The 24,597-nt window shown below is 65.7% G+C and carries 22 protein-coding genes and 1 tRNA gene; 13 read left to right on the top strand and 10 right to left on the bottom strand.

What is annotated here, in order from left to right; translation table 11 throughout:
- The first annotated feature begins 125 nt into the window (after positions 1–125).
- Entirely contained in the window at positions 126–881 is a 756-nt protein-coding gene (locus tag AzCIB_RS16640) for a PP2C family protein-serine/threonine phosphatase (RefSeq protein WP_050416905.1), read from the top strand.
- Here AzCIB_RS16640 and corA read toward each other — a convergent pair.
- On the bottom strand, positions 876–1,973 hold the full coding sequence (gene corA, locus AzCIB_RS16635; protein WP_050416904.1) for a magnesium/cobalt transporter CorA: 1,098 nt from the start codon (positions 1,971–1,973) through the stop codon (positions 876–878). The two genes, AzCIB_RS16640 and corA, sit on opposite strands and share 6 nt — an antisense overlap.
- A gap of 271 nt (positions 1,974–2,244) precedes the next feature.
- Here corA and AzCIB_RS16630 point away from each other — a divergent pair, with 271 nt between their 5' ends.
- From AzCIB_RS16630 to AzCIB_RS16615, 4 genes are all read left to right on the top strand, one after another.
- Positions 2,245–3,369, top strand: coding sequence for an NAD(P) transhydrogenase subunit alpha (locus AzCIB_RS16630; RefSeq protein ID WP_050416903.1), 1,125 nt, complete (start codon positions 2,245–2,247; stop codon positions 3,367–3,369).
- A 13-nt stretch (positions 3,370–3,382) separates the two neighbouring features.
- Positions 3,383–3,679: an NAD(P) transhydrogenase subunit alpha part 2 gene (locus tag AzCIB_RS16625; RefSeq protein ID WP_050416902.1), complete on the top strand. Its 297-nt coding sequence runs from the start codon at positions 3,383–3,385 to the stop codon at positions 3,677–3,679.
- Positions 3,676–5,049 (top strand): NAD(P)(+) transhydrogenase (Re/Si-specific) subunit beta, encoded by a 1,374-nt coding sequence (locus AzCIB_RS16620; protein ID WP_050416901.1) that lies wholly within the window; start codon positions 3,676–3,678, stop codon positions 5,047–5,049. Before AzCIB_RS16625 ends, AzCIB_RS16620 begins: the two co-directional genes overlap by 4 nt.
- Positions 5,050–5,157: 108 nt before the next feature.
- The gene (locus tag AzCIB_RS16615) at positions 5,158–5,490 is read left to right on the top strand and encodes a hypothetical protein (RefSeq protein WP_050416900.1); all 333 of its coding nucleotides are present in this window, start codon (positions 5,158–5,160) and stop codon (positions 5,488–5,490) included.
- A gap of 7 nt (positions 5,491–5,497) precedes the next feature.
- On the opposite strand, the gene AzCIB_RS16610 is transcribed toward AzCIB_RS16615, so the two are convergent.
- The 4 genes from AzCIB_RS16610 to AzCIB_RS16595 all read right to left on the bottom strand — a co-directional run bounded on the left by AzCIB_RS16610 (position 5,498) and on the right by AzCIB_RS16595 (position 10,838).
- Positions 5,498–7,342 (bottom strand): EAL domain-containing protein, encoded by a 1,845-nt coding sequence (locus tag AzCIB_RS16610; RefSeq protein WP_502685638.1) that lies wholly within the window; start codon positions 7,340–7,342, stop codon positions 5,498–5,500.
- Between the two features lie 167 nt (positions 7,343–7,509).
- Entirely contained in the window at positions 7,510–8,985 is a 1,476-nt protein-coding gene (locus tag AzCIB_RS16605) for a DEAD/DEAH box helicase (RefSeq protein WP_050416898.1), read from the bottom strand.
- A gap of 203 nt (positions 8,986–9,188) precedes the next feature.
- Positions 9,189–10,298, bottom strand: a complete 1,110-nt coding sequence (gene rlmM / locus AzCIB_RS16600) for a 23S rRNA (cytidine(2498)-2'-O)-methyltransferase RlmM (RefSeq protein ID WP_050416897.1) — start codon at positions 10,296–10,298, stop codon at positions 9,189–9,191.
- Positions 10,299–10,427: 129 nt separating this feature from the next.
- Positions 10,428–10,838 carry a hypothetical protein gene (locus tag AzCIB_RS16595; protein WP_050416896.1) on the bottom strand — a complete coding sequence of 137 codons (411 nt, stop codon included), beginning with the start codon at positions 10,836–10,838 and terminating at the stop codon, positions 10,428–10,430.
- A 151-nt stretch (positions 10,839–10,989) separates the two neighbouring features.
- On the opposite strand from AzCIB_RS16595, the gene AzCIB_RS16590 reads away from it, so the two are divergent.
- The 7 genes from AzCIB_RS16590 (at position 10,990) to AzCIB_RS16560 (ending at position 16,188) form a co-directional block, all read left to right on the top strand.
- Positions 10,990–12,309: an extracellular solute-binding protein gene (locus tag AzCIB_RS16590; RefSeq protein WP_198149550.1), complete on the top strand. Its 1,320-nt coding sequence runs from the start codon at positions 10,990–10,992 to the stop codon at positions 12,307–12,309.
- 7 nt (positions 12,310–12,316) lie between these two features.
- A complete protein-coding gene (ugpQ, locus tag AzCIB_RS16585; RefSeq protein ID WP_050416895.1) occupies positions 12,317–13,063 on the top strand; it encodes a glycerophosphodiester phosphodiesterase in 747 nt (248 codons plus the stop codon).
- An 87-nt stretch (positions 13,064–13,150) separates the two neighbouring features.
- A complete protein-coding gene (gene ispB / locus AzCIB_RS16580) occupies positions 13,151–14,119 on the top strand; it encodes an octaprenyl diphosphate synthase (protein ID WP_050416894.1) in 969 nt (322 codons plus the stop codon).
- A gap of 14 nt (positions 14,120–14,133) precedes the next feature.
- Positions 14,134–14,210: transfer RNA gene (locus AzCIB_RS16575), tRNA-Pro, on the top strand.
- A 146-nt stretch (positions 14,211–14,356) separates the two neighbouring features.
- A complete protein-coding gene (locus AzCIB_RS16570; protein WP_050416893.1) occupies positions 14,357–15,193 on the top strand; it encodes a spermine/spermidine synthase domain-containing protein in 837 nt (278 codons plus the stop codon).
- Positions 15,194–15,265: 72 nt separating this feature from the next.
- Complete coding sequence (locus tag AzCIB_RS16565) at positions 15,266–15,547, top strand: hypothetical protein (RefSeq protein WP_050416892.1); 282 nt, start codon at positions 15,266–15,268, stop codon at positions 15,545–15,547.
- Positions 15,548–15,738: 191 nt separating this feature from the next.
- Positions 15,739–16,188, top strand: a complete 450-nt coding sequence (locus tag AzCIB_RS16560; protein ID WP_050416891.1) for a MaoC family dehydratase — start codon at positions 15,739–15,741, stop codon at positions 16,186–16,188.
- Between the two features lie 96 nt (positions 16,189–16,284).
- Here AzCIB_RS16560 and folE2 read toward each other — a convergent pair whose 3' ends face one another.
- The 4 genes from folE2 to xseB are packed head-to-tail and all read right to left on the bottom strand — an operon-like array spanning position 16,285 to position 20,179.
- Positions 16,285–17,094, bottom strand: coding sequence for a GTP cyclohydrolase FolE2 (gene folE2, locus AzCIB_RS16555; protein ID WP_050416890.1), 810 nt, complete (start codon positions 17,092–17,094; stop codon positions 16,285–16,287).
- Positions 17,095–17,151: 57 nt separating this feature from the next.
- The gene (gene dxs / locus AzCIB_RS16550; RefSeq protein ID WP_050416889.1) at positions 17,152–19,017 is read right to left on the bottom strand and encodes a 1-deoxy-D-xylulose-5-phosphate synthase; all 1,866 of its coding nucleotides are present in this window, start codon (positions 19,015–19,017) and stop codon (positions 17,152–17,154) included.
- 23 nt (positions 19,018–19,040) lie between these two features.
- The gene (locus AzCIB_RS16545; protein ID WP_050418416.1) at positions 19,041–19,910 is read right to left on the bottom strand and encodes a farnesyl diphosphate synthase; all 870 of its coding nucleotides are present in this window, start codon (positions 19,908–19,910) and stop codon (positions 19,041–19,043) included.
- 23 nt (positions 19,911–19,933) lie between these two features.
- Entirely contained in the window at positions 19,934–20,179 is a 246-nt protein-coding gene (gene xseB, locus AzCIB_RS16540; protein WP_050416888.1) for an exodeoxyribonuclease VII small subunit, read from the bottom strand.
- A 127-nt stretch (positions 20,180–20,306) separates the two neighbouring features.
- Between xseB and AzCIB_RS16535 the strand changes: the two genes are divergently transcribed.
- Entirely contained in the window at positions 20,307–21,407 is a 1,101-nt protein-coding gene (locus tag AzCIB_RS16535; protein ID WP_050418415.1) for an aromatic ring-hydroxylating oxygenase subunit alpha, read from the top strand.
- A gap of 85 nt (positions 21,408–21,492) precedes the next feature.
- Here AzCIB_RS16535 and AzCIB_RS16530 read toward each other — a convergent pair whose 3' ends face one another.
- Positions 21,493–24,597 (bottom strand): efflux RND transporter permease subunit, encoded by a 3,105-nt coding sequence (locus AzCIB_RS16530; protein WP_050416887.1) that lies wholly within the window; start codon positions 24,595–24,597, stop codon positions 21,493–21,495.

The raw sequence follows: 24,597 nt of genomic DNA, 5'->3' as shown, positions 1-24,597 counted from the left end.
GGAGCCCCGGTGTTCCTTCCGGGGTGTGATCCTCGTCACGAGGGCGTGCAGGGCGGTGGCGCACGACCTACCGCCAAATAGGTAGGCATTGTAATATCGGCGAAAAAGAACGAGCCTTGTCGCCCATGCCAATCACAGTAGAAACCTGCGTTGCGAGCCACATCGGAGATCGGCGCGAACAGCAGGACCGGGTGGGTGTGTTCGCGCACCCGCGCCAGCCCGGGATGCTCATGGCGGTACTTGCCGACGGGATGGGCGGGCATACCGGTGGTGCCATGGCGGCAGAACAGGTGCTGCTCAAGGCACGACAGAACTTCGATGATTATTCGCCGCGCTCGGAGGATGCCGGGAGCCTGCTGAACACCATCGTCAGCGAGGCTCACCTGATCATCCGCCTCACGCGTCTGACGAGCGAGAAGGAGCCTCACAGCACCGCGGTGGTATTCGTGCTGCAACCCGGCGAGATACGCTGGGCGCATTGCGGAGATTCTCGTTTGTATCACTTTCGTGATAATTGCCTGATCGCCCGCAGCGAGGACCATTCCATCGTCGGCGACCTGCAGCGCAAGGGCCAGCTCAACGACGCCGGAGCCCGCATTCACCCCCGGCGCAATGTCCTGTTGTCCTGCCTGGGAAGCGAAAGGCCTCCCGAGGTGGCCCTCGGGCAGGCGGTCCGGCCGCAGGCCGGCGACAGTTTTCTCCTGTGTTCGGACGGACTTTGGGGTCTGCTCTCGGATGCGGAGATTGCCGCGGAGGTGTGCTCGCGCCGCGCCCGCGATGCCGCCGAGGTGCTTGTCGAGCGGGCGCGCAAGCGCGGGGCGGGTTCGGGCGACAACATCTCCCTGGCCCTGATCAAGCTCGTCGAGGCCCCCGCCTCATAGCCTGAGCCAGTTGCGCCGCCAGAACGCCGCGGCCATCGCGGCAGCGACCCCGGCCATAATCGCCAGCGCGACGTAGAAGCCCTGTCCGTCCGCGATCAGGGGCATCCGTTCGAAGTTCATGCCGAAGATGCCGCTAATGAGCGTAGCCGGCAGGAACAGCGTCGTCAGCACCGTGAGGATGCGTACTTCGACGTTCAGCCGGTTGCTGATGGCCGACAGATAGATGTCCATCAGGTCGCCGAGCAGCTCGCGCACTGCATCCAGCGTCTCGATCACATGGACGGTGTGGTCGTAGACATCGCGCAGGTAGAGGCGGGTTTCCTGCTGGAAGAAGGCGCTTTCTCCACGTAGCAGGCTGTTCAGTACCTCGCGCAGCGGCCAGATCGCCCGGCGCAGCAGCTGGGTGTCGTGCTTGACCTGATTGATCGTGCGCAGGAGTTCCGGGGTGGGGCTGGCGAGTGCGTCGTCCTCGAGCTGTTCGGCCGTGTCGCCGAGCTGGTCGACGACGATGAAATATCGGTCGATGACCGCGTCGAGCAGGGTGTAAGCGAGGTAATCCGTGCCGCGTTTCAGCACGGGCGCCAGCGGAGCGCGCAGGCGCTCGCGAATCGGTTCGAAGATACCCGTGCGCCGTTCCTGGAAGGTCAGGACGAAGTTTTCCCCCAGAACCACGCTGATCTGGTCTGAACCGAGCGTGCGCGACGCCGGGTCGTACTCGAACACGCGCAGGACGCAAAACAGGTAGCTGCCATAGTCCTCGATCTTCGGTCGCTGGTGCGTGTTCAGGATATCTTCGAGCACCAGCGGATGCAGATGGAAGCGCCGCCCGATCTCGCCGAGGATCTCGGCATTCTGCAGGCCGTGCACGTTGAGCCACAGACTCCCGTGTGCCGGCTTGTATTCGCGCGATTCGTCGACGCTCGCGAAGCGCCTCTCCTCGATTCCGTTTTCGTCGTAGGCGATCAGCGTGATCTCGGGGCGATCGGTCTTCACTGCGCCCACGTGGACCAGCGAACCGGGCGGGAGACCGGCCTTCGCCGTGGTGATGACCTTTGTTTTCCTTCGCCGGGTGCCGTTGCGTGACGTCTTCATCGGGAATTTTCTTGCAGGGACAGGTTGCGCCGAAATGGGCAATCGGTATTATCCGTCAGGCGCCCCCCGCAAATCGCAAGGATTTGCAGGTTGCATCGAAACAATAGAACAGGTGATGGCGCCAGCACCTGCAGTTTCAGTCGCGGATCATCGGAGAGTCGAAAACGGAAATTGCGCTGCGGAGCGGTCGGCCGCAGTGTTGCTATGTCCGCCGTCGGAGTTGGCCCGCGCAAGCGTATACCTTTACCAACCCAGTCTGGGAGGACAGCCAATGGCTCTGTTGATCGGAGTGCCAGCGGAAGCGATGGCCGGGGAGCGACGTTTGTCGGTCGTTCCCGATGTAGTGAAGAGATACCTTGGCCTCGGCGCCAAGGTCGTGATTCAGACCGGCGCGGGCGTGCCCGCGCATCTGCGCGACGACATGTTCGCTGATGTGCAGTTCGCATCGAGCGGCGTCGAGTTGTGCGCCGCGGCCGACGCCGTGCTGTGCGTGCAGCCCCCGTCGGCCGAACTGATCGCTGCCATGAAGCCGGGCGCCGTACTGCTGGGCATGTTGCAGCCCTGGTTCAGCGTCGAGCGCGCGCAGCAGCTGATGGAAAAGCAGATCACCAGCTTCGCGCTGGAGCTCCTGCCGCGGATCTCCCGCTCGCAGAGCATGGACGCGCTCTCCAGTCAGGCCGCCGTCGCGGGCTACGAGTGCGCGCTGATTGCCGCCGACCACAGCCCGAAGTTCTTCCCCATGCTCACCTATGCAGCCGGCACCATCCGCCCGGCCAAGGTGCTCGTGATCGGTGCCGGCGTTGCGGGCCTGCAGGCGATCGCCACCGCGCGCCGCATCGGCGCCATGGTCGAGGCCTATGACGTGCGTCCCGAGACGCGCGAGCAGATCGAGTCGCTGGGCGCGAAGTTCGTCGACACCGGCGTGTCCGCGGCCGGTACCGGCGGCTACGCACGTGAGCTCACCGACGAGGAGAAGGCCAAGCAGGCCGAACGCCTCGCAAAGGCCGTCGCGCAGTGCGACGCGCTGATCACCACGGCGGCGATTCCCGGCAGGAAGGCGCCCAAGATCATCACCGCCGACATGGTCGCGCGCATGAAGCCGGGCGCGGTCGTCGTCGACATGGCGGCCGACTCCGGCGGCAACGTCGAGGGCACCGTCGCCGGCGAGAAGACGTGGATCAACGACGTGCTCGTCATCGGCCCCATCCATATCGCCAGCCGCATGCCGGTGCATGCGTCCGAGATGTACGCCAAGAACCTCTTCAACTTCATCTCCCCCTTCATCAAGGACGGCGAGCTCGCGCTCGACTGGGAGGACGAAGTGATGGCCGGCTGCTGCCTCACCCACGCGGGCGAGCTGCGGCACGCGGGCGTCAGGCAGGTTCTTGGACTGTAAGGGAGGACGCAAAGTGGAAGGCATTACCGCGCTGTATATATTCATGCTGGCCGCATTCACCGGATACGAGGTGATCTCGCGCGTGCCGGTGATCCTGCATACCCCGCTGATGTCGGGGTCGAACTTCGTGCATGGCGTCGTGCTCGTGGGCGCGATGGTCGTGCTCGGCCATGCCGATCCGGCAGACCCGGCACAGCTGGCCATCGGCTTCGTTGCGGTGTTCCTCGGTGCGGCCAACGCCGCCGGCGGCTATGTCGTGACCGAGCGCATGCTCGCAATGTTCAAGTCGAAGTCGGGAGGTGCGCAATGAGCGACCTCATCCAGTTGGCGTATTTCGGCGTCGCCGTGGTGTTCATCCTCGGCCTGAAGGCGATGAGCTCGCCGGTCACCGCGCGCAAGGGCATCGTCTGGGCAGGGTACGCGATGATCGCGGCCACCCTCGTCACCTTCTACACGCCGGGCATGCAGAACTATGGCCTGATGATCACCGCCATCGTGCTTGGCGGCGGCATCGCATGGTGGAGCGGGCGCGTGGTCAAGATGACCGACATGCCGCAGATGGTCGCCATCTACAATGGCATGGGCGGCGGTGCGGCGGCGGCGATCGCGGCGCTCGAGTTCGCGCGCGGCGGCACGCACGGCGTGGCCGGCACCACGCTGGCGGTGCTCGGCGCGCTGATCGGTTCGGTCGCCTTCTCCGGTTCGTGCATCGCCTTCGCCAAGCTGCAAGGCATCATGACCAAGGCCTGGCGGCTGCCGGCGCAGAACATGGTGAACCTCGGCCTCGCCGCACTCGCCGTGTTGTTGGGCTTGGCCATCGTCGTCGTCGAGACGCCGCCATCGGCCCTCGTGATCGCCTTCTTCGTCGTCGCGCTGGCGCTTGGTGCGATCCTCACCAGCCCGATCGGCGGTGCCGACATGCCGGTGGTGATCTCGCTGTTGAACGCCTTCACCGGTCTGGCGGTGGGCCTCGAGGGCTATGTCCTCGGTAACCCGGCGCTGATCGTCGCGGGTATCGTCGTGGGCGCCTCCGGTACGCTGCTCACGCAGTTGATGGCCAAGGCGATGAACCGGCCGATCCGCAACATCATCTTCACGCCGATCACCGGTGAGGCTGCGGGCGGTGGCGAGGCGATCGAGGGCACGATGAAGGAGCTCTCCGCGCTCGATGCGGCCTCGGTCATGCGCTACGCCTCCAAGGTCATCATCGTGCCGGGCTACGGCATGGCGGTGGCGGGCGCGCAGCACAAGGTGTGGGAGATGGCGCAACTGCTCGAAGAGGGCGGCGTCGAGGTGGTGTTCGCGATCCATCCGGTCGCGGGCCGCATGCCGGGTCACATGAACGTGCTGCTCGCCGAAGCGGGCGTGCCCTACGACAAGATCTTCGACCTCGAGGAGATCAACGCCGACTTCCCGCAGGCGGACGTGGCTTTGGTGATCGGCGCGAACGACGTCGTTAACCCGGTCGCACGCACCGACAAGTCGAGCCCGATCTACGGCATGCCCATCCTCAACGTCGACATGGCGCACAACGTCATCGTCGTCAAGCGCGGCCAGGGCGCGGGTTACTCGGGCATCGAGAACGCGCTGTTCTTCAGGGACAACTGCCGCATGCTTTACGGCAGCGCGCAGCAGATCATCGGCGAAGTCATCACCCACGTGAAGGCGCTGGAGGTCTGAGCGTCGTCCGGACGCGGCCTGCGGCGCCCGCAAGGGGCTGCAGGTCGCTTCAGTCTGCGGCGGGTCGTGCCGTAATATCGGGAACCGGTGATTGGCGAGGACTGGCCGATGCTGCTGCGAGCCCTGTTTGCGAGTTTGACCCTGCTGTTCCCTGCGGCCCTGCCGGCGCAGACCGTGCCCGCGAAAGCGGACGCGCCGTCCGCCCCTGCTGCAGCGCCTGAAACACCCAAACCGGATCGCTCCTTCCGCGATACCACCGGCTACCGCTATCCCGCGTTGTCGCGCACGCAGCGCGATCTCCAGAACCTCGCTCATGCGCTGCAACTGCGCGACTATTGCGCCGACGACCGCGTGCCGGACGATTTCGTGAAGGCGCAGCTCGCAAGCTTCAGCCGCATCACCGGCCGCGCCGAAACCTGCCGGACGCTGCTCGCTTACTGATCCGCCGCTAGGCGAGAAAGCTGCGGAAGGCTTCGGTAGTCATCGGCTGACCGAAGAGTGGCCCCTGCTGCAGCCGGCATCCGAGGGCGGACAAGAAGGCTTCCTGCGCTTCCGTCTCGACCCCGCGCGCGAGCACCTCCAGGCCGAGCACTCCGGCCATGCCGGTGATCGCCTCGACGATGGCCTCGCTGTCCTCGCGAATTCCGACCTCGCGCACCAGCAGGGGGTCGAGTTTCAGGGCGTGCAGCGGATAGCGCTTGAGCCGGGGAATCGACGACAGGCCGCGGCCGTAATCGTCGACCGCCAGCCGTACCCCCCTTTCTGCGATCGTCTGCAGCATTCCGATCAGGCGGGTGTGCTCGTCGTTCAGCACGCGCTCGTCGAGATCCAGCTCCAACCGCGCGGGGTCGAGGCCCGACGCGCTGAGTGCGTGATGTACGCGTTCCGCGAGGTTGCCGTGCAGCAGCTGCTCGAGTGCCACGTTCACGACGACGCGCACGAGGCGGCCTTCGTGCCGCGGCCATGCCGCTGCGGCCGTGCAGGCTGCATGCAGCACCCAGTCGCCCATGCGCACGAGTTGCCCCGAATCGCGGGCGACTCCGGCGAAACGCTGGAAGGGGATCAGCCCGAGTTCAGGGTGATGCCAGCGCAGCAAGGCTTCGCCGGCATGCACGCCGCCGTCGCGGACGTCGACCAGCGGCTGGAAATGGACGTCGAACTGACCGAGATCGACGGCTTGGCGCAAGCGCGTCTCGAAGGCCAGCAGGGGCGTTTCGGGCAGATCGTGCATCAACACCGAGAGGCCGGGATGGGCGGCCGAGTCCAGCGCATACGTGACCACATCGACGTCGAAAGTGCTGCCGTCGCTGCGCCGGTGCTGCCAGATGCCCGGTTCGGCGGCGTGCCGGCCGTCGCCCGGTGTCGCGCGCAGGGCGCTGATCTCCATCGTGCTCAGGGTTTCGCGCGAATAGCCATACACCCGTGCCGCGGCCGCGTTTGCGGCAAGGATGCGCAGCTGCGGCCCCTCGCACAGCATCGTCGGCAAGGGGCTGTCGACGAACATTCGCTCCAGCACGTTCTCGCCGGCCGCTGACGCGGGATTGTCCGTTGCCGTGCCGTGCGGTGCCGGCGGCAGGATCAGCAGACGCCAGTCCGGCTTCGGTCCGGCGAGTACGCGTGCGGCGAATTCGCCGGCACGTCCCGGCACTTTCAGGCGTGCGACCTGGGCGGCGTCCGTCGCCGGCCAGTCGATGTCGAGACAGTCGTCGATCGCCTGCCCGACCAGGTTGCCGCGCGTGAGCCCCAGCGCGCCGAGGGCCGCCGCATTCGCAGCGGCGATGCGGTCGCGCTCGTCGATGACGATGACCGGCTGCTCGAGCGCCGCGGCAAGCCGTGGCCACAGGGCATCCACCGTCGGCGTCTCGTCGAATGTGCTGCTTGCGTAGGCCTCGGCAATGACGTCGGGGCTCAGGATCAGCGCGTGGATACCCGGCCGGATGCGCGCGGCGGCAACGAAGCGCAGATCGCGGTGCCGCTCGCCCGGCAAGGATACGCGCAGGCTGCCGCGCATCTCGCCCTGGATGAAGAGGCGGGCGCGTGCATCGAGAAAGTCGCGCTCCGAAGGGAAGAGGTCGGCGAGGGGCTTGCCGGCAATCTGCCGGTAGTCGCGTTCGAGAAGGCGGCAGGCCGCGCTGTTGGCTTCCAGCACGACCTCGTCGCCCGTGATGATCAGGCCCTCGTCGATCAGCTCGAAGAGGGCAAGGTAGAGCCCCGTCTCCGCGCCTTCGGAGAAATCAGGGATGAAGGGCTCTTCTGGGTTTTCGTTACCCTGTGGGCGACGGGCTGCGTTCATGGGGTCGATCATTCCACGTATTCGGGCGATGTTTCGGCGTGGCCCCAGAATACTTGAACGTGTCGTAACGATTGCGCCGAATAGGCGGCAAGGGCGCCCCCAATTCCACCCGATTGCCGTCCGTTGCGCGCAGCCGCGTGCCGGACGGCAATCTCCTGCCGGGCGGCTTACTTGCGTCCCAGTCCGCCCAGCAGGACCGCGATGGGGCGTACGTGACGGCGTGGCGGCGCACCGTGCTTGTCGGTCGCGGCTTCTGCCGGTTGCAGGCTTGCGGCGGTCGCTGCGACGGGAGTGGTCGGCTCGTAGGGCTTGCTGAAATCGAAACCGTCAGCGGCGATCGTCGACTTGCCGCGGCGCCGCGTGTCGGCGTTTCGGGCGGGGGCCGTGCTGCGGGCGCTCGGTGCCGGTTCGCGCGGTGCCGGCTCGCGCGGTGCATCGGACGTCTTCGCGGACGGGCCGCGGCGACCCCTGCCGCGCGCGCCGGCGTCATGGAAGTCGGGTTCGGGCTCGAAGCCCGGTACGGCTTCCTGCGGAATCTGCAGCTTGATCAGCTTCTCGATCTCGGCGAGGTGATGCTTCTCCTCGGAGCACACCAGCGACACCGCGCGGCCCTGGCGGCCCGCTCGGCCCGTGCGGCCGATGCGGTGCACGTAATCTTCCGCAGTGTGCGGCAACTCGAAGTTGATCACCGAAGGCAGGTCGTCGATGTCCAGCCCGCGCGCGGCGACGTCGGTCGCCACCAGCACCCGCAGCTTGCCCGACTTGAACGCCTCGAGCGTGTCGGTGCGCTGCGCCTGTCCCTTGTCGCCATGGATCGCGTCGGCAGCGATACCGTGGCGCTCGAGGAAGTGCGCAAGGCGTCCGCATTCGATCTTGGTTGCGACGAACACCAGCGCCTGGGTGTCCGGTTCGTGGCGCAGGATGTGTGCCAGCAGGTTGCGCTTGAGGCCGGCCGACACGGGGTGCACGCGGTGCGTGATCGTTTCGGACACCATGTTGCGGCGCGCGACCTCGATCAGCTGCGGCTCCTTCAGCATCTGGTCGGCGAGCTTCTTGATCTCGTCCGAGAAGGTCGCCGAGAACAGCAGGCTCTGGCGCGAGGCCGGCAGCAGATCGAGGATGCGGCGGATGTCGGGAATGAAGCCCATGTCCAGCATGCGGTCGGCCTCGTCCAGCACCAGCATCTCGACCTGGTTCAGCATGATCGTCTTCTGCTGCACATGGTCGAGCAGGCGTCCGGGCGTGGCGACCACGATCTCGACGCCGTTGCGCAGTTCCTGGATCTGCGGCTTCATGTCGACGCCGCCGTAGATGCAGGTGCTGCGCAGCGGGACGTACTTGCTGTAAGTCTTTACCGATTCGAACACCTGCATCGCCAACTCGCGCGTGGGCGCGAGGATCAACGCGCGCACCGGGTGGCGCGCTGGGCTCGTCGAGGTGCTGGCGTGGCGGGAAAGGCGCTGCAGCAAGGGCAGCGTGAAGCCGGCGGTCTTGCCGGTGCCCGTCTGGGCGCCGCCCATCACGTCGCGGCCGGACAACACGACAGGGATGGCCTGCTGCTGGATCGGGGTAGGGGTGGTGTAGCCGGTATCGGCCACAGCGCGTAACAACTCGGGATTCAATCCGAGGTCGGCGAAGCTCATAGGCGCCTATCTTCCATGGGGGCCTGTCGCGTCGGGCGCGACGCCAGAAGAGGCGACTGGAGGAACTGAGACCGGAACGTCGGGGTTCCGGAAAGGGCTCGCGCCAACCGGCAGGCCGGATGCTTTAAAGCGCGCATTATACATGCATGATCGCGCCCGTTTGTTGCGATGCAGGCAGCGTCGCCCTTGACGGAACCCCGCTCTCAGACACCGCCCGGATTGCGCAGCGCGAGGTAGCAGGTGATCTCTTCGCGGTCGTGGTACAGATGCTTCATGCGCAGCTCGAATGGCCCGTGTGGCCCGACCCGCTTGGCGATGATTGCGCGGCACTGTTCGACTGCTTCGAGGCGCTTCTTCATCGGCAGTTTGAGATTGAAGATCGCCCTGCGGCAGCGGCCCGTACCGATCCAGTCGGCGACCAGCGCCGCGATGCGCGTCGGTTGCTCGACCATGTCGCACACCAGCCATTCGACGGGGCGCGGCGGTCGCCACGTGAATCCGTCCGCACGCACGTGCTCGACCATCTCCGTTGCCATCACCGACGGTGCCATCGGGCCGTTGTCGATCGCCGTGACACGCAGCCCCCTGTGCGCGAGCTGCCAAGTCCACCCGCCGGGCGCGGCGCCGAGGTCCACGGCGCGCAGGCCCGGGCGCAGGCTGGCGTTGCGTTCCTCCTCGGTGAGCAGCGTGAAGAACGCCTCGGCGAGCTTCAGCGTCGACCGGCTTGCCGCCTCGCGCAACATGCGCAGGCGCGGCACGCCCATCGGCCACAGGGCGGCACGTCCCGGTAGGGCGGCGCACAGCCAGGCCGTATGGGCGTCGGCGAACAGCACGTGCAGCGCCGGCAGGCCCTTCGCGCGTTCGCGGAAGGTGTTGGCCTTGTCGAGCTCGCGCTGCAGCGGCGCCGTGAAGCGCTTGCAGAAGCCGGACTGCTGCTTCGCCTCGTCGGTGTCGGGCGTTTCCAGCAGCAGGTCGGCGAAGCGCTGGCCGCTCGCACGCACCGCGGCGACGATGGGCGTCGCGCGGTCGCGCTCGGGCAGGTCGGTGATGCGCGCGAACCAGGGCAGGAGCTGGCGGGCGAAGATCAGGCTGCGCCAGTCGCAGCGCTCGGCGAGCTCCGTGAACGGAATCGGCTCGGGCGTTTCGAACACGACGAACGCCTGACCCGGCTGGGCGCGCACGAAGCCCATCAGCCCGAGTCCGGCGGCGAATTCATCGAGTTCGGCTGCGGCTTCCTTCTCGAAGCCGGCCCGACAAAGGGCAAGAAGGCCGTTGGCGGCAAGGCCGGATCGCGGCGACGGGGTCAGGGACATGGGGAGGGGCTCGCTGCGGGAACTGCCGCGCTGTGTGCTGTTATCGAATGGCCGCGGATGATAAGCCGCGGCGGAGGAGCCGCAAAGCGCCGGAACGCATCCGGCGCCCGGCTGCTCATGACATTCCCATTACTGCGCCGCCCGCGGGCGCTTCGCCGCACGATCTTCCACGGGTGCTGCGACCATGCCCGCATCCGCTGCGACAGGGGCGCCGCCACCCGCCGCTTGGGCCGCCGGCGGGATCGGTGCCTGGGGATGGGCGATCTGCGACGGTACGTTCGGTAGGTTGTTCTGTGTCATGTAGTCGTTCATCTCGCGCCAGCCCGCGAAGATGGCCGCCTTCTGCGCCTTGGCATTGAGGGCATAGCAGTCTTCCAGCGAGCGGCCGGCGTGCCGGCAGGCGCCGCCGATCGCCTTTCCCTCGGCTTCGGCAAGGGCGGCCGTCTTCTGGGGGTCGGGCAGGTCGAGCGCGTTGCTCAACTGCTCGCAGGCGCCGAGGCTCAGGAGCAGGAAAAGAGGAATCACACGTTGCGCGAGCATGGGGCTACCTTGTGCCTGTCACGGGGTTCGGGATCTATAACGTCCGCTGAGGAAAAATCTTGACGCAATGTCGGAATCCCGGCCCGGGTCGTCCGGGCAGAAGGGTCTTATAATGAAACTTTGGCATTCTACGGTCGTTAAGGAAGCAGGAATGAAGCCCTTGGCTCGAGTGTTGCGTAATGGTGTCGTGGCCGGTATCGCCGCGATGGTGTGTGTCGGATTCCCGGTCGCTGCGTATGCGGCCAAGGCGAAACCTGCCAAGGCGGCCGCAGAGCCGGTGGGGCCGACGGAGATCCGTCTCGTGCATCAACTCGGCCCCGAGCGCGAAGAGGCATTGCAGAAGCTCGCCGCACGCTTCAACGAGGGCAGCAAGGACTATCGCCTCGTCGTCCAGGCTGCGACGTGGAGCGACACGGACGCGCCGCACATGGCGATCCTGGAGGGGAGCGCCGAAGAGCAGTTCCTCGGCGCCGGCAAGCCGCGTTACAAGGCCCTCTCCGGGGTGATGCGCGAAGCGGGCGTGCCGCTGCAGACGCTCAAGCCGCCGGCAATGATGGATCGCGCCCTGACGGATGCCAAGGGGCAGCTGCTGGCGCTTCCCGTGGGGCTGTCGACACCGGTGATGTACATCAACCGCAAGGAGTTCCAGCGCGCGGGGCTCAACCCCGATGCGCCGCCCAAGACCTGGTTCGACCTGCAGCAGGCGCTCGGCCAGCTTTTCGATGCGGGCTCGAAATGCCCCTACACCGTGTCCCAGCCCGGGCGCGTGATGATCGGCAACACCAGCGCCTGGCACAACGAGCCGGTCGCGGCACGCCAGGGCAAGGGTGAGCGTCCCGCCTTCAACGGCATGCTGCAGGTCAAGCACGTCGCGATGATGGCGAGCTGGCATCGCGCACGCTACCTCCACACCTTCGATGCCCAGTCCGAGGCCGAGCAGCGTTTCGCCTCGGGCGAATGCGCCGTCATTGCCGCCCCGTCGTCCAGTTGGACCGATTTCCGCCGCAAGGCCGGATTCGACATCGGCATCGCGCCGCTGCCGTATCACGAAGATTTCCCCGGCGCCCCGCAGAACACCCTTGCCGATGGTGCTGCGATGTGGGTCGCGGCGGGCAAGAAGCCGGCCGAGTACAAGGGCGTCGCGCGCTTCGTCGCCTTCTGGCTGCAACCTGAAAACCAGGTCGCATGGCAGCGTGAATCCGGCTATCTGCCGCTCAACCGCGCCGGCCTGTTTGCCGCGCAGAGCGACGTCCTCGGCGCCGACCTCGAGAACGTGAAGGTCGCCGTCGCCCAACTCGGCAACAAGCCCGCGACCGCCGATTCGAGTGCATCGGGCTTCATCGGCCGTGCGCGCGTGCTGGGCATCCTCGACGAGGAGCTGAGCGCCGTGTGGGCCGACCGCAAGCCGGCCAAGGAAGCCCTGGACAACGCGGTGACGCGTGTCCAGGCGATGTTCCCCGTTCCGCGCTGAGTCCGGGGTGCACCGCCCGGAGTTCCCGCTCCCCGCGGTGCTTGCGCATCGCTGCGGCGGAGCGCTCGCGCCTGAGAATACTCTGGCCGGGCTTGCCGCGACGGCTGCGAACGGCTGCCGCGGCGTCGAGTTCGACGTGATGCTCAGCGGCAGCGCTTCGCCGGTGCTGATCCACGACGAAACGCTCGAACGCACCACCAACGGTTACGGGCCGGTCGCGCACACCTCCGACGACGCCCTGTTCGCACTCGATGCGGGGTCCTGGTTCGATCCGCGCTTCGCGGGCGAACCCGTTCCCTGCCTGGATCTCGCCGCGGCCCGCTGCCAGGCGTTGGGGCTGGCGGTGAACCTCGAGATCAAGCCGTCGCACGGAACCGATGTCGAGACGGCGGAGCGCGTCGTGCGACGTGCGCGCACGCTGTGGGCCGCTGCGCCGGACGCGGTCCTGCTGTCCTCGTTTTCCGAACGCGCGCTTGAAATCGCGGCTTCGCTCGCGCCCGGCCTGCAACGGGGACTGCTGGTCGGGGCCGTGCCGTCCGACTGGCTCGCGCGCTGCCGCCGGCTGCGCGCTGCGGCCCTCCATGCCGATCACCGCCACCTCGATGCCGGCTGCGTCGCGGCGGCGCGCGAAGCCGGCCTGTGGGTGGTGACCTACACGGTCAACGATCCCGGGCGGGCCGACACGTTGTTCCAATGGGGCGTCGACTGCGTGATCACCGATCGCCCCGACATCGTCCGCGCCTCGCGCGCGTGAGCGCGCGAAGGCGGCCTGCGTGCGATTCTTGACGGCACGCCGCTCCCCCCCCTACCATCTTCTTTTTGTTCCGTCGGGCGCTTCATCTTGTCAACCAAGCAGCTCTACGCGCCGATCGCCGCCGACATGCAGGCGGTCGATGCGGTCATTCGCCAGCGTCTCCATTCCGACGTCGTCCTGATCCGCCAGGTTGCGGAGTACATCATCCACAGCGGCGGCAAGCGCATGCGTCCGGCGCTGGTGCTGTTCGCAGCAGGTGCGATGGGGTACGAAGGGACGCACCATCACCAGTTGGCGGCAGTCGTGGAGTTCATCCACACGGCGACCCTGCTGCACGACGATGTCGTGGACGAATCGGAGCTGCGGCGCGGCAACAAGACCGCAAACGCGATGTTCGGCAATGCCGCGTCGGTGCTGGTCGGCGACTTCCTGTACACGCGCGCTTTCCAGATGATGGTCGGCGTCGACAACATGCGCGTGATGCAGGTGCTGGCCGATGCGACCAATATCATCGCCGAAGGCGAGGTGCTGCAGTTGCTCAACTGCCACAACGCCGACGTCGAGATCGAAGACTACCTGCGCGTCATCCGCTACAAGACGGCGAAGCTGTTCGAGGCCGCGACGCGCCTGGGCGCGATCCTCGGTGGTGCGGATGAAAAGACGGAAGCCGCGATTGCGGCTTTCGGCATGCACCTGGGAACGGCCTTCCAGCTCATCGACGACGTGCTGGACTACTCATCGGATGAAGCCGCGACCGGCAAGCACCTTGGCGACGACCTGGCCGAAGGCAAGCCGACGCTGCCGCTCATCCACACCATGCAGCACGGCACGCCGGAGCAGGCGGCGCTCGTGCGTCGGGCAATCGAAACGGGCGGGCGCGACGACTTCGCTGCAATCCTCGTCGCGATCCATGAATCCGGGGCGCTGGATGAGACGCGCCGTTACGCGCGCGCCGAGGCCAAGCTGGCGACCGATGCGCTTTCTGTACTTTCCCCTTCCATTTTCAAAGAAGCGCTGCTACAATTATCGGACTTTGCAGTTGGTCGAGATCACTGACAACTGCAAAGCGTCGGGGAATAGCTCAGCCTGGTAGAGCACTGCGTTCGGGACGCAGGGGCCGGAGGTTCGAATCCTCTTTCCCCGACCAAGAATCCGTGAAAAGACCGCCGCAAGGCGGTCTTTTCATTTCCGGGCCCGGAACATGCGTTCAGGTTCGCGGCGGGTTACCATCGTTGTCACCACGCGGTGACGTACATTCTGAATCGCCGGTCGTCCGATGACGGGCTTGTGGAAATGACGCTCGATCAGTACTCCCTGTTGCGGTACTGCGCTCTCGCGGCAACGGCAGGCGAGGAGGGGCGTCCGTATGTCGTCGAAACGGACGGAATGCGTGCGCTGCACTTCGAGGCCCTGACGGTGCAGAGCCAGATGCGGCTCGACGATCCCGACACCCTCGAGATCGACTACACGCGGGCGATGATGGGATTCCTGCTCTTCAATCCTGAGCCGCGCGACATCGTGATGATCGGACTCGGTGGCGGGTCGCTGGCGAAATACTGTCTGCGCACCTTGCCGGAGGTTCGGTTCACTGCCGTCGAGATCGATCCGGACGTGATCGCGCTGCGCGACGCTTTCGGCATCCCGCCGGACGGAGAGCGTTTTCGGGTGGTGTGTGCCGATGGTGCCGATTACGTGCGCCGGCGGGTGCATGCCCCGGATGTGCTGCTGGTCGACGGTTTCGATCGCGGCGGTCAGCCCGAGCGCCTGAGCACTGCGGGATTCTACGACGACTGCCACACGATGCTCGCCATTGGCGGGGTCATGGCGGTGAATCTGTGGTCCGGGGACCGGCGTTACGGGCTGTACGCGTCGCGCATCCGCGACAGCTTCGAGGACCGCTTCGTCGCGATCGGCGCCGAGCACGACAGCAACCGCATCGCTTTCGCCTGCAAGGGGCGCGGCTTTCCGCCGCGGCGCCGGCAACTGCTGGAACGTGCGCGAATGCTCGCCACGCATCACCCGATTGGGATAGTGTCGACAGCGCAACGCATCCAGCAGCGCCTCGAGCGCCGCGCGCACTATCGCCCCGACCTATGGGAAGAGGACTTCCGCCGCACGCGGGACGACTGACGGCACGGCGTACCGGGGCAAAGGCGCCGCCGGCCACACGGAAAGGGGCGTCATCGGAAGGAGGTCGAGATCATGAGCCACAAGCATATCGCGCTGTTGCGCGCCATCTTCCAGGACCCGGTCAGTGCCAACATTCATTGGCGCGAGATCGAGTCGCTGCTCATTCACCTCGGCGCGGCCATCGAACCGGCGCACGGCGCCCGCTTTCGCATCGTGCTGAACAAGGTCGAGGGATTCCTGCACTATCCGCACCACGGCAGCGCCTGTACGAAGCAGGACATCAAGCAGCTGCGCGAATATCTCGCACATGCAGGGGTCAGCCCGTCCGCGTACGAGCAAGAGCATGGGGGCTGACCGCGACGACGACGTACTTGCCCGCGGCGGGGAAGGCGCTTGCCGTCTGTCACACCTGTGTCGTGATGGTTGGGTTATGCTCCCGGGGTCGAGCCCGGAGAGTCGGGCCGGCTTTTTGTGACAAATATAAAGCCCTGCGTCGGGCGCGACAGTTGCGTGCCGGGAAGGGGATTAAGGGGAAACCAACCGAGATGACTGAACAAACCCGCGACTTTTCCGAGTTCCTCGGATACCGCTACGAGGATCTGAAGGTGGGCATGTCCGCCGCGACTGGCCGCACCGTGACGGATGCCGACATCCTGATGTTCGCAGGAGTTTCCGGCGACACGAATCCGGCCCATCTCGATGACGAATACGCCAAGGCCTCGATGTTCGGCGGCCGCATTGCCCACGGCATGCTGTCGGCGAGCTACATCTCCGCGCTGTTCGCGAACAAGCTGCCCGGGCCGGGCTGCATCTATCTGTCGCAGACGCTCAAGTTCAAGGCGCCGGTGAAGCCGGGTGATACGGTGGTGGCGCGTGTCACGCTGAAGGAGCTGAACACGCCGAAGCGGCGCGCGATCTTCGACACCGTGTGCACGGTGGGCGGCAAGGTAGTGCTGGAAGGCGAGGCGGAGATGATGGTTCCCGCGCGCGATTGACGTGTTTCGGCCCGTTCGCGGGCCATTGCGCGCAACAAAAAAACGGGAGGTCCGCTGTATGCGGCCTCCCGTTTTCCGTTCAAGCGTCGTGCCGGCTCAGGCGTCGCGGCGCTTGTCGCGTTCGATGAGTGCGTAGGCCGAGTGGTTGTGGATGGATTCGAAATTCTCCGATTCCACCACGAAACGGACGATGCGCTTCTCGGCGTTGAGCAGGCCGGCGACGTCGCGCACCATGTCCTCGACGAACTTCGGGTTCTCGTAGGCGCGCTCGGTCACGAACTTCTCGTCCGTGCGCTTGAGCAGGCCGTAGAGTTCGCACGAGGCTTGGCTCTCGACGAGCTGGACCAGCTCTTCGATCCACAGAAAGTCGTTGGTCTGTGCGGTGACTGTGACGTGCGAGCGCTGGTTGTGCGCGCCGTATTCGGAAATTTTCTTCGAACACGGACACAGGCTCGTGACGGGCACCACGACCTTCATCTCGAACACGTATTCGCCGCCTTCGCGCATTTCAGCGACGAAGGTCACTTCGTAGTCCATCAGGCTCTGCACGCCGGAAACCGGGGCCGTCTTGTTGATGAAGTACGGGAAGCTCATCTCGATAACGCCGGTCTCGGCTTCGAGGCGTTTGACCATCTCGCGCAGCATCGGCTCGATCGATTCAACCGAGATTTCCCGCTCGTTGCCGTTGAGGATCTCGATGAAGCGCGACATGTGGGTTCCCTTGAAATTGTGGGGAAGCCCGACGTACATGCTGAAGGTCGCGATCGTGTGCTGCACGCCGCCGCTCTTGTCGCTGACGCGGATGGGGTGGCGAATCGACTTGATGCCAACCTTGTTGATGGCCAGCTGACGACTGTCGTTGGCGTTCTGGACGTCAGGAATGGCGTGGCTCTCGTGGGATTTCATGTCGCGTTCTCTGTTTGGTTGCTGCGGGTCAATGCTACCATTTCCCGACAAATTCGCTCAGCTATTGCGTACATAGACGCGCTCAATGGCGCTCAGTATTCCCGCGGGGTGCAATCCGACCTGATCGAACAGCTGGCTTTGGTCTCCATGATCAATGAAATGGTCCGGCAAGCCAAGCCGCAGCAGGCGGGGCCGGTGCGGCAGGCTTTCGAGCACGCGTGCGACTTCGGACCCCGCGCCGCCGATCACCGCGTTTTCTTCCAGCGTCACGATCAGTTCGTGGCTGGCGCTCAGTTCTTCGATCAGTGCCGCGTCGATGGGTTTCACGAAGCGCATGTTGGCGACCGTCGCGTCGATCTCCTCGCCGACGACGAGCGCATTGGTCAGGAGGCTGCCGAAGGCGAGCAGGGCGACCTTCCTGCCCTGGCGGCGGATTTCGCCCTTGCCCAAGGGCAGTTCGGTCATCGCGGTCTCGGGGCGCACGTTCATGCCGCTGCCGCGCGGATAGCGTACGGCCGTGGGGCCGTTGTGCCGGTAGGCGGTGTAGAGCATCTGCCGGCATTCGTTCTCGTCGGCGGGCGTCATCACGACCATGTTCGGGATGCAGGCGAGGTACGACAGGTCGAAGGCCCCGTGGTGCGTGGCGCCGTCGGCGCCGACCACGCCTGCGCGGTCGATCGCGAACACGACGGGCAGGTTCTGCAGCGCGACGTCGTGGATCAGTTGATCGTAGGCGCGCTGCAGGAAGGTCGAGTAGATCGCGACGACCGGCTTGAAACCTTCGCACGCGAGACCGGCTGCAAACGTTACGGCGTGTTGCTCGGCGATGCCGACGTCGTGGTAGCGCTCGGGGAATTCCTTCGCGAAGCGCACCATCCCGGAACCTTCGCGCATTGCCGGCGTGATCCCGATGACCTTGTCGTCACGCGCGGCGATGTCGCACAGCCAGTCGCCGAAGATCTGGGTATAGGTGAGCTTGCCGCCGCCCTTGCCGCTCTGGATGCCTGCACGGTGGTCGAAGCTCGAGACGCCGTGGTAGAGGATGGGGTCGGCCTCGGCGAGCTTGTAACCCTGACCCTTGCGCGTGATCACGTGCAGGAACTGCAGCCCGTTGAGCTTCCTGAGGTTCTGCAGCGTGGGGATCAGCGCGTCGAGGTCGTGGCCGTCGATCGGTCCGTAGTAATGGAAGCCGAATTCCTCGAACAGCGTGCCCGGCGTGATGAGGCCCTTGACGTGCTCCTCGACCTTGCGGGCGAAGTCGAGCATCGGCGGGGCGACGCCGAGGACCTTTTCGCCGGCGCGACGCGCGGCGTTGTAGGTGCTGCCCGAGAGCATGCGCGCGAGAATTTTGGTCAGCGCCCCGACCGGCGGCGAGATGGACATCTCGTTGTCGTTGAGGATCACCAGCAGGTTCACGTCGCTGGTATCGCCGGCGTTGTTGAGCGCTTCGAAGGCCATGCCAGCCGACATCGCGCCGTCGCCGATGACGGCGATCGAGCGGCGTTCGCCATCGCCGCGGTCGCGTGCGGCCACCGCCATGCCCAGCGCGGCCGAGATCGAGGTGGAGGAGTGGGCGGTTCCGAAGGTGTCGTACTCGCTCTCGCAGCGCCGCGGAAATCCGGAGATGCCGTCGAAACGGCGCAGCCCACTCATCGCCTCGCGGCGCCCGGTCAGGATCTTGTGGCCGTAGGTCTGGTGGCCGACGTCCCAGACGATGCGGTCGTCGGGCGTGTCGAAGATGTAGTGCAGGGCAATCGTGAGTTCGACGGTGCCGAGGTTCGACGACAGGTGTCCGCCGGTCTTCGATACCGACTCGATCAGGAAGGCGCGTAGTTCGGTAGCGAGCGCATGCAGATCGCGCCGCTCGAAGCGGCGCAGGTCGTGTGGCGAGTCGATGCGGTGCAGCAGGGGGTACTGAGGCATGTGGATGTCCGGCAGAGCGGAATTCAGAATCGGCGGTGAACGATGAAGTTCGCCAGTTCGTCCAGCCTGGCGGCTGCGGCGCCGAAGGACGCGATGGCGTCACGGGCGTCGGCAAGCAGGACGTCGGCCAGCGTGCGCGCTTCGGAGAGGCCCAGCAGCGTGACGTAGGTCGGCTTGTTCTGGTCCGCGTCCTTGCCTGCCGTCTTGCCCAGCGTCGCGGTGTCGGCCTGGGCGTCGAGGATGTCGTCGACGACCTGGAACAGCAGGCCGACGAGCTTGCCGTAGCGGTCGAGGCGGGCCAGTGCGTCGGGGGCGAGCGGGGCGCCGCACTGCGCGCCGAGCAGCACCGAGGCCCGGATCAGGGCGCCGGTCTTGTGGATGTGCATGAACTCGAGCTCTTCGCGCGTGAGTTGCTTGCCCACTGCCCCGAGGTCGATGGCTTGGCCGCCGGCCATGCCGCGCGACCCGGATGCGCGACCGAGGAGCGTGATCATCTCGAGTTGCACGGCGGGGTCGTCGTTCACGCGGCCTTCGGCGATGGTCTGGAAGGCGAGCGCCTGCAGCGCATCGCCCACCAGCAGCGCAGTCGCCTCGTCGTATTCGACATGCACGGTCGGTTTGCCGCGTCGCAGGACGTCGTCGTCCATGCAGGGCAGGTCGTCATGGACGAGGGAATAGGCATGGATGAGTTCGACGGCACAGGCGACGCGGTCGAGGCGCTCGGGGGCGGCGCCGGCGATCTCGCCGGCAGCATGCACGAGGAGCGGGCGTACGCGCTTGCCGCCGCCCAAAGCAGCGTAGCGCATCGCGTCGTGCAGGCGTTGCGGCGCAATGGACGCTTCGGGGAGGATCGTGCCGAGGGCGATTTCGGTGCGGTGCTGGACGCTTTCCATCCAGGCGGCGAAATGATTCCCGCTCACTTCGGGCTCCTCCTGTCTTCGGGTTTGTCGAGCGGGGCGAGCGTGCCGTTCTCGAGCTGGAGCACGCGCTGCTCGGCCGCCTGCAGGGTTTCCTGGCAATATTTCAGCAGGCCGGCGCCGCGCTGGTAGTGCTCCAGCGCTTGTTCCAGCGTGATGTTGCCGGTTTCCATTTCCTGCACGATCGATTCGAGTTCGGCGATGGTCGATTCGAAGGATTTCGGCGAGTTTGCCGTCTTTGCCATGACTCGAAGCGGGGCCAGTAAAAGGGAGAAAAGTAACCGATCGGGCTACTGGCGGTCAAATTACTTCTCGCCTAAAATGGTCTGCTGGTTTTTCCGAATTTCTTGACTTTTCATGGGAGGTTCGGGGGTGTCCGACCTTGCTTCCAAGGCCAAATTGTCCCCGGCGGTGTCTCAGTTGCCGGTGTCGGCGTATTTCGACGAAAGCATCTTCGAACTCGAAAAACGTCTGTTGTTCCAGGCCGGGCCGGGCTATGTCGGTCATGAGTTGATGGTGCCGGAGGTCGGTAGCTACCGGTCGCTCGAGTGGCTCGATCATTCCAAGCTTCTGTTTCGCAGCGGAGACGGTGTTCATCGGCTTTCGAACATCTGCCGTCATCGTCAGGCGATCATGCTCGAAGGTTCCGGCAAGACCGAGCGCATCGTCTGTCCGATCCACCGCTGGACCTACGGCCAGAAGGGTGAACTGCTCGGCGCGCCGCATTTCCCCGAGAACCCCTGCCTCAACCTGAAGCGCGATGCGCTCGAGAACTGGAACGGTCTGCTGTTCGCCGGGCCGCGTTCGGCCGCAGCCGATCTCGCCGGCATGAACGTGGCCGAGCAGTTCGATTTCTCCGGCTACAAACTCGACCGCGTCGAGATCCACGAGTGCAAGTACAACTGGAAGACCTTCATCGAGGTCTATCTGGAGGACTACCACGTCGTGCCCTTCCATCCGGGGCTGGGCAACTTCGTGACCTGCGACGACCTGACGTGGCAGTTCGGTGACTGGTACTCGGTGCAGCGCGTGGGGATCACCTCGCTCGCGAAGCCGGGCTCCGCGAGCTATCAGAAGTGGCACAAGGCGGTGCTGGACTACTACGGCGACAAGCGGCCGGAGCAGGGAGCGATCTGGCTCACCTACTATCCGAACGTGATGGTGGAGTGGTATCCGCACGTCCTGGTGGTCAGCACGCTGATTCCGACGGATGTGAACCGCACGACCAATGTCGTCGAGTTCTACTATCCCGAGGACATCGTCGAGTTCGAGCGCGAGTTCGTCGAGGCCGAGCAGGCTGCGTACATGGAGACGGCGATCGAAGACGACGTGATCGGCGAGCGCATGGACCGCGGCCGTTGGGCGTTGCTGCAGGAGGGGCGCAACGAGGTGGGGCCCTACCAGTCGCCGTACGAGGACGGGATGCAGCACTTTCACGAGTTCTATCGCCGCATCATGGGGGAGCATTTCTGATACGCGATGTCGGCGCATGGTGCGTTTCGGCGCCGTGCGCCGAGCGCAAAAAACGGGTCGCCTGCGGGCGGCCCGTTTTTTTATATCAGGAGCGGCGCAGGTTGGTGTCTGTTGTTGCCTGTTCGTCCCGGATTGCTGTGCGGCGGTCATGCTGTTTGCGCCAGCGCGCGAGCGCGTCGTCGACGAGTGTGTAGACGACCGGAATCACGAGCAGGCTCAGGAGGGTCGAGGTGACCAGTCCGCCGATCACGGCGATGGCCATGGGGGCGCGGAAGGAGGGATCGACACCGATGCCGAGTGCGATCGGCAACATGCCCGCGCCCATCGCGATGGTGGTCATGATGATCGGGCGTGAGCGCTTGCGGCAGGCGTCAATCACTGCGTCGAGTCGCGACATGCCCTGGTCGCGGCGCGCAACGATGGCATATTCGACGAGCAGGATGGAGTTCTTGCTCGTGACACCCATCAGCATGATGAGACCGATCAGGGAGGGGAGCGAGAAGCTGCTGTCCGCCAGAATGAGGGCGACGAAGGCGCCACCCAGCGCCAGCGGCAGTGCCGCGAGGATGGTTAATGGCTGCGTAAACTCGCGGAACAGCAGTACGAGGACGACGTAGATGCACAGCACCCCGGTGAGCATGGCGATGCCGAAGCTCGTGAAGAGGGTGCGCATTTCGTCGGCATCGCCGACCGGTTGCCAGGAGAGGCCGGCGGGGAGCGATTGGAGCGCAGGCAACGCGCGCACGTCCGCCTCGACCTCGCCCATCGGGCGGGATGTGAGCTCGATGTCGAAATTGATATTGCGGCGCCGGTCGAAACGGGCGATCTCGGAAGGGCCGCTTTCGATTCCGATATCGGCGACGGTGCCGAGCATGACGTAGCCTTGGCTGCCGGGGACGGGCAGGCGTGCGAGGAGGTCGATGTCGCTGCGTGCGGCCTCGGGCAGCCGGACGACGATGGGGATCTGGCGCTCCGACAGGTTCAGTTTGGCGAGTCCGAAGTCGTAATCCCCCGCGGTCGCGATGCGCAGGGAGTCCGAGATTGCCGCCGCCGTCACGCCGAGATCGGCGGCGCGGGCGAAATTCGGCCGGACGACCACTTCCGGGCGCACCAGGCTTGCGCTCGAGGTGATGTTGCCGACCCCATGGATCGTGCGCAGCTCCCGCTCGACCTGGCGCGCGACGCGGGACAACATTTCACCGTCGTCACCGACGACGGTGAACACGTATTTTTCGCCGCTTCCGCCCAGACCGACGCGTACCCGGACGCCGGGCAGGGCGTGCAACGCTTCGCGCAACTGCGCTTCGATTTCCTGTTTGCTGAGCGTGCGTTCGTTTCGCGGGGTGAGGTTGATCGTCAGGGATGCCTTGCGCACTTCCGGGGCTCCGCCTGCCGTGAAGGCGTCGGTCCCGGCGGTACCCCCCCCGATCGCCGTGTACACGCGCTTGACGTGCTCGTTGCGCTCGAGGATCGCGCGCGCCTGCTCTGCTACGCGGTAGGTGTCGCGGAAGTGGCTGCCCGGCGGGAGCTCGACCGAAACGAGCGTCTGGGCGAGATCGTCGGGCGGCATGAAGGCGGTGGGCAGCAGGGGGATCAGGGCGAGTGAGCCGACAAAGAAGCCGGTTGCCGCAAGCATCGTCAGCCAGCGTCGGTGCAGGCAGGCGCGCACCCATTTCAGGTACAGGGTCGTAAGGCGCCCTTCCTGCGCCTGATGAGCCATCGGGCGCAGCAGATACGCCGACATCATCGGCGTCAGCATGCGTGCGACGAGTAGCGATGCTGTCACGGCGAGGGCCGCGGTCCATCCGAACTGCTTGAAGAACTTGCCCGATACGCCGCTCATGAAGGCGGTTGGCAGGAACACTGCGACGAGCGTGAACGTGGTGGCGATGACCGCGAGCCCGATCTCGTCGGCGGCTTCCATCGCGGCCTGATAGGGCGTTTTGCCCATGCGCAGGTGGCGCACGATGTTCTCGATTTCGACGATGGCGTCGTCGACGAGAATGCCGATCACGAGCGAGAGCGAGAGCAGCGTCACGACGTTGATCGAGAAGCCGAGGTATTCGATGCCGATCAGCGCGGGCAGCACCGAGAGCGGGAGGGCCGTCGCGGCGACAAAGGTGGCGCGCCAGTCGCGCAGGAAGAACCACACGACGATGACCGCGAGGATGGCGCCCTCGGCCAGCAGCCATAGTGAGCCGTGATAGCCCTCGCGCACCGGATCGACGAAGTTGTAGGCCTCGCGGAACGTGATGTCGGGGTGCGTCGCGGACAGCTCTTGGATGCGGCGGGCGACGCCCTCGGCGACCTCGATCTCGCCAGCGCCGCGCGCGCGCACGATCTCGAAGCCGACTACCGGCTTGCCGTCGAGGAGTGCGGCCGAGCGCCGCTCCGCCACCGTGTCTTCGAGCCGGCCAAGGCTGCCGAGGCGCAGGTGGCGTCCGTCACTGAGGACGATCTCCATGTCCGCGAGTTCGGCAGCACTCATCGCCGTTGCGAGCGTCCTGACGGCCTGCTCGCCGCTGCCCAGTTCCGTGCGCCCGCCCGACGATTCGAGCTGGGTGCGCCGCAACTGGCGGGATATGTCGGCAACCGTGACGTTGAGCGCGAGCAGGCGCGCGGGGTCGAGCTCCAGGCGCACCTCGCGCGTGGCGCCGCCGACACGGGTGATCTGTCCGACGCCGGGAACCGAGAGCAGGGCCTTTGCGACGGTATTGTCGACGAACCAGGACAGGGCTTCCTCGTCCTGCGTCGCGGAGCCGACCGTGTAGGTGACGATGGGCAGGCCCGACAGGTTGAAGCGCTGGATCACCGGATCGCGCAAATCGCTCGGCAGGTCGGAGCGGACGCGTGAGAATGCGTCGCGTACGTCGTCGACGGCTTCCTGCGTCGGCTTTTCGAGATGGAACTCGGTGGTGATCGTCGCCACGCCATCCTGGATGCGGGTGTAGATGTGCTTGACGCCCTGCAGTGTCGCGATCGAGTTCTCGACCTTGCGCGCGACTTCAGTCTCGAGCTGTGCCGGCGCAGCGCCGGGCAGGCTCGCGCTCAGTACGACGGTCGGAAGGTCGATGTCCGGGAAGTTCTGCACCTTCATGCGCGAGAACGAAAGCATGCCGAGCAGGCTCAGCATGATGAAGAGCAGCACGCCCGGAACGGGGTTGCGGATCGACCATGACGAGACATTCAT

It is taken from the genome of Azoarcus sp. CIB (assembly GCF_001190925.1).
GTDB lineage: Bacteria > Pseudomonadota > Gammaproteobacteria > Burkholderiales > Rhodocyclaceae > Aromatoleum.
Note: the sequence above shows the minus strand (reverse complement) of the source record. Positions and strands in the feature narration are given on the sequence as shown.

What these genes read in the sequence shown, in the direction of transcription:
- folE2 (WP_050416890.1), bottom strand. Translation starts at nt 17,094, where the DNA reads ATGAAATCCCACGAGAGCCACGCCATTCCTGACGTCCAGAACGCCAAC.
- AzCIB_RS16615 (WP_050416900.1), top strand. Translation starts at nt 5,158, where the DNA reads ATGCTGCTGCGAGCCCTGTTTGCGAGTTTGACCCTGCTGTTCCCTGCG.
- AzCIB_RS16620 (WP_050416901.1), top strand. Translation starts at nt 3,676, where the DNA reads ATGAGCGACCTCATCCAGTTGGCGTATTTCGGCGTCGCCGTGGTGTTC.
- xseB (WP_050416888.1), bottom strand. Translation starts at nt 20,179, where the DNA reads ATGGCAAAGACGGCAAACTCGCCGAAATCCTTCGAATCGACCATCGCC.
- AzCIB_RS16610 (WP_502685638.1), bottom strand. Translation starts at nt 7,342, where the DNA reads ATGAACGCAGCCCGTCGCCCACAGGGTAACGAAAACCCAGAAGAGCCC.
- corA (WP_050416904.1), bottom strand. Translation starts at nt 1,973, where the DNA reads ATGAAGACGTCACGCAACGGCACCCGGCGAAGGAAAACAAAGGTCATC.
- AzCIB_RS16545 (WP_050418416.1), bottom strand. Translation starts at nt 19,910, where the DNA reads ATGGAAAGCGTCCAGCACCGCACCGAAATCGCCCTCGGCACGATCCTC.
- AzCIB_RS16560 (WP_050416891.1), top strand. Translation starts at nt 15,739, where the DNA reads ATGACTGAACAAACCCGCGACTTTTCCGAGTTCCTCGGATACCGCTAC.
- AzCIB_RS16530 (WP_050416887.1), bottom strand. Translation starts at nt 24,597, where the DNA reads ATGAATGTCTCGTCATGGTCGATCCGCAACCCCGTTCCGGGCGTGCTG.
- AzCIB_RS16570 (WP_050416893.1), top strand. Translation starts at nt 14,357, where the DNA reads ATGACGCTCGATCAGTACTCCCTGTTGCGGTACTGCGCTCTCGCGGCA.
- AzCIB_RS16595 (WP_050416896.1), bottom strand. Translation starts at nt 10,838, where the DNA reads ATGCTCGCGCAACGTGTGATTCCTCTTTTCCTGCTCCTGAGCCTCGGC.
- rlmM (WP_050416897.1), bottom strand. Translation starts at nt 10,298, where the DNA reads ATGTCCCTGACCCCGTCGCCGCGATCCGGCCTTGCCGCCAACGGCCTT.
- dxs (WP_050416889.1), bottom strand. Translation starts at nt 19,017, where the DNA reads ATGCCTCAGTACCCCCTGCTGCACCGCATCGACTCGCCACACGACCTG.
- AzCIB_RS16605 (WP_050416898.1), bottom strand. Translation starts at nt 8,985, where the DNA reads ATGAGCTTCGCCGACCTCGGATTGAATCCCGAGTTGTTACGCGCTGTG.
- AzCIB_RS16640 (WP_050416905.1), top strand. Translation starts at nt 126, where the DNA reads ATGCCAATCACAGTAGAAACCTGCGTTGCGAGCCACATCGGAGATCGG.
- AzCIB_RS16565 (WP_050416892.1), top strand. Translation starts at nt 15,266, where the DNA reads ATGAGCCACAAGCATATCGCGCTGTTGCGCGCCATCTTCCAGGACCCG.
- AzCIB_RS16590 (WP_198149550.1), top strand. Translation starts at nt 10,990, where the DNA reads ATGAAGCCCTTGGCTCGAGTGTTGCGTAATGGTGTCGTGGCCGGTATC.
- AzCIB_RS16630 (WP_050416903.1), top strand. Translation starts at nt 2,245, where the DNA reads ATGGCTCTGTTGATCGGAGTGCCAGCGGAAGCGATGGCCGGGGAGCGA.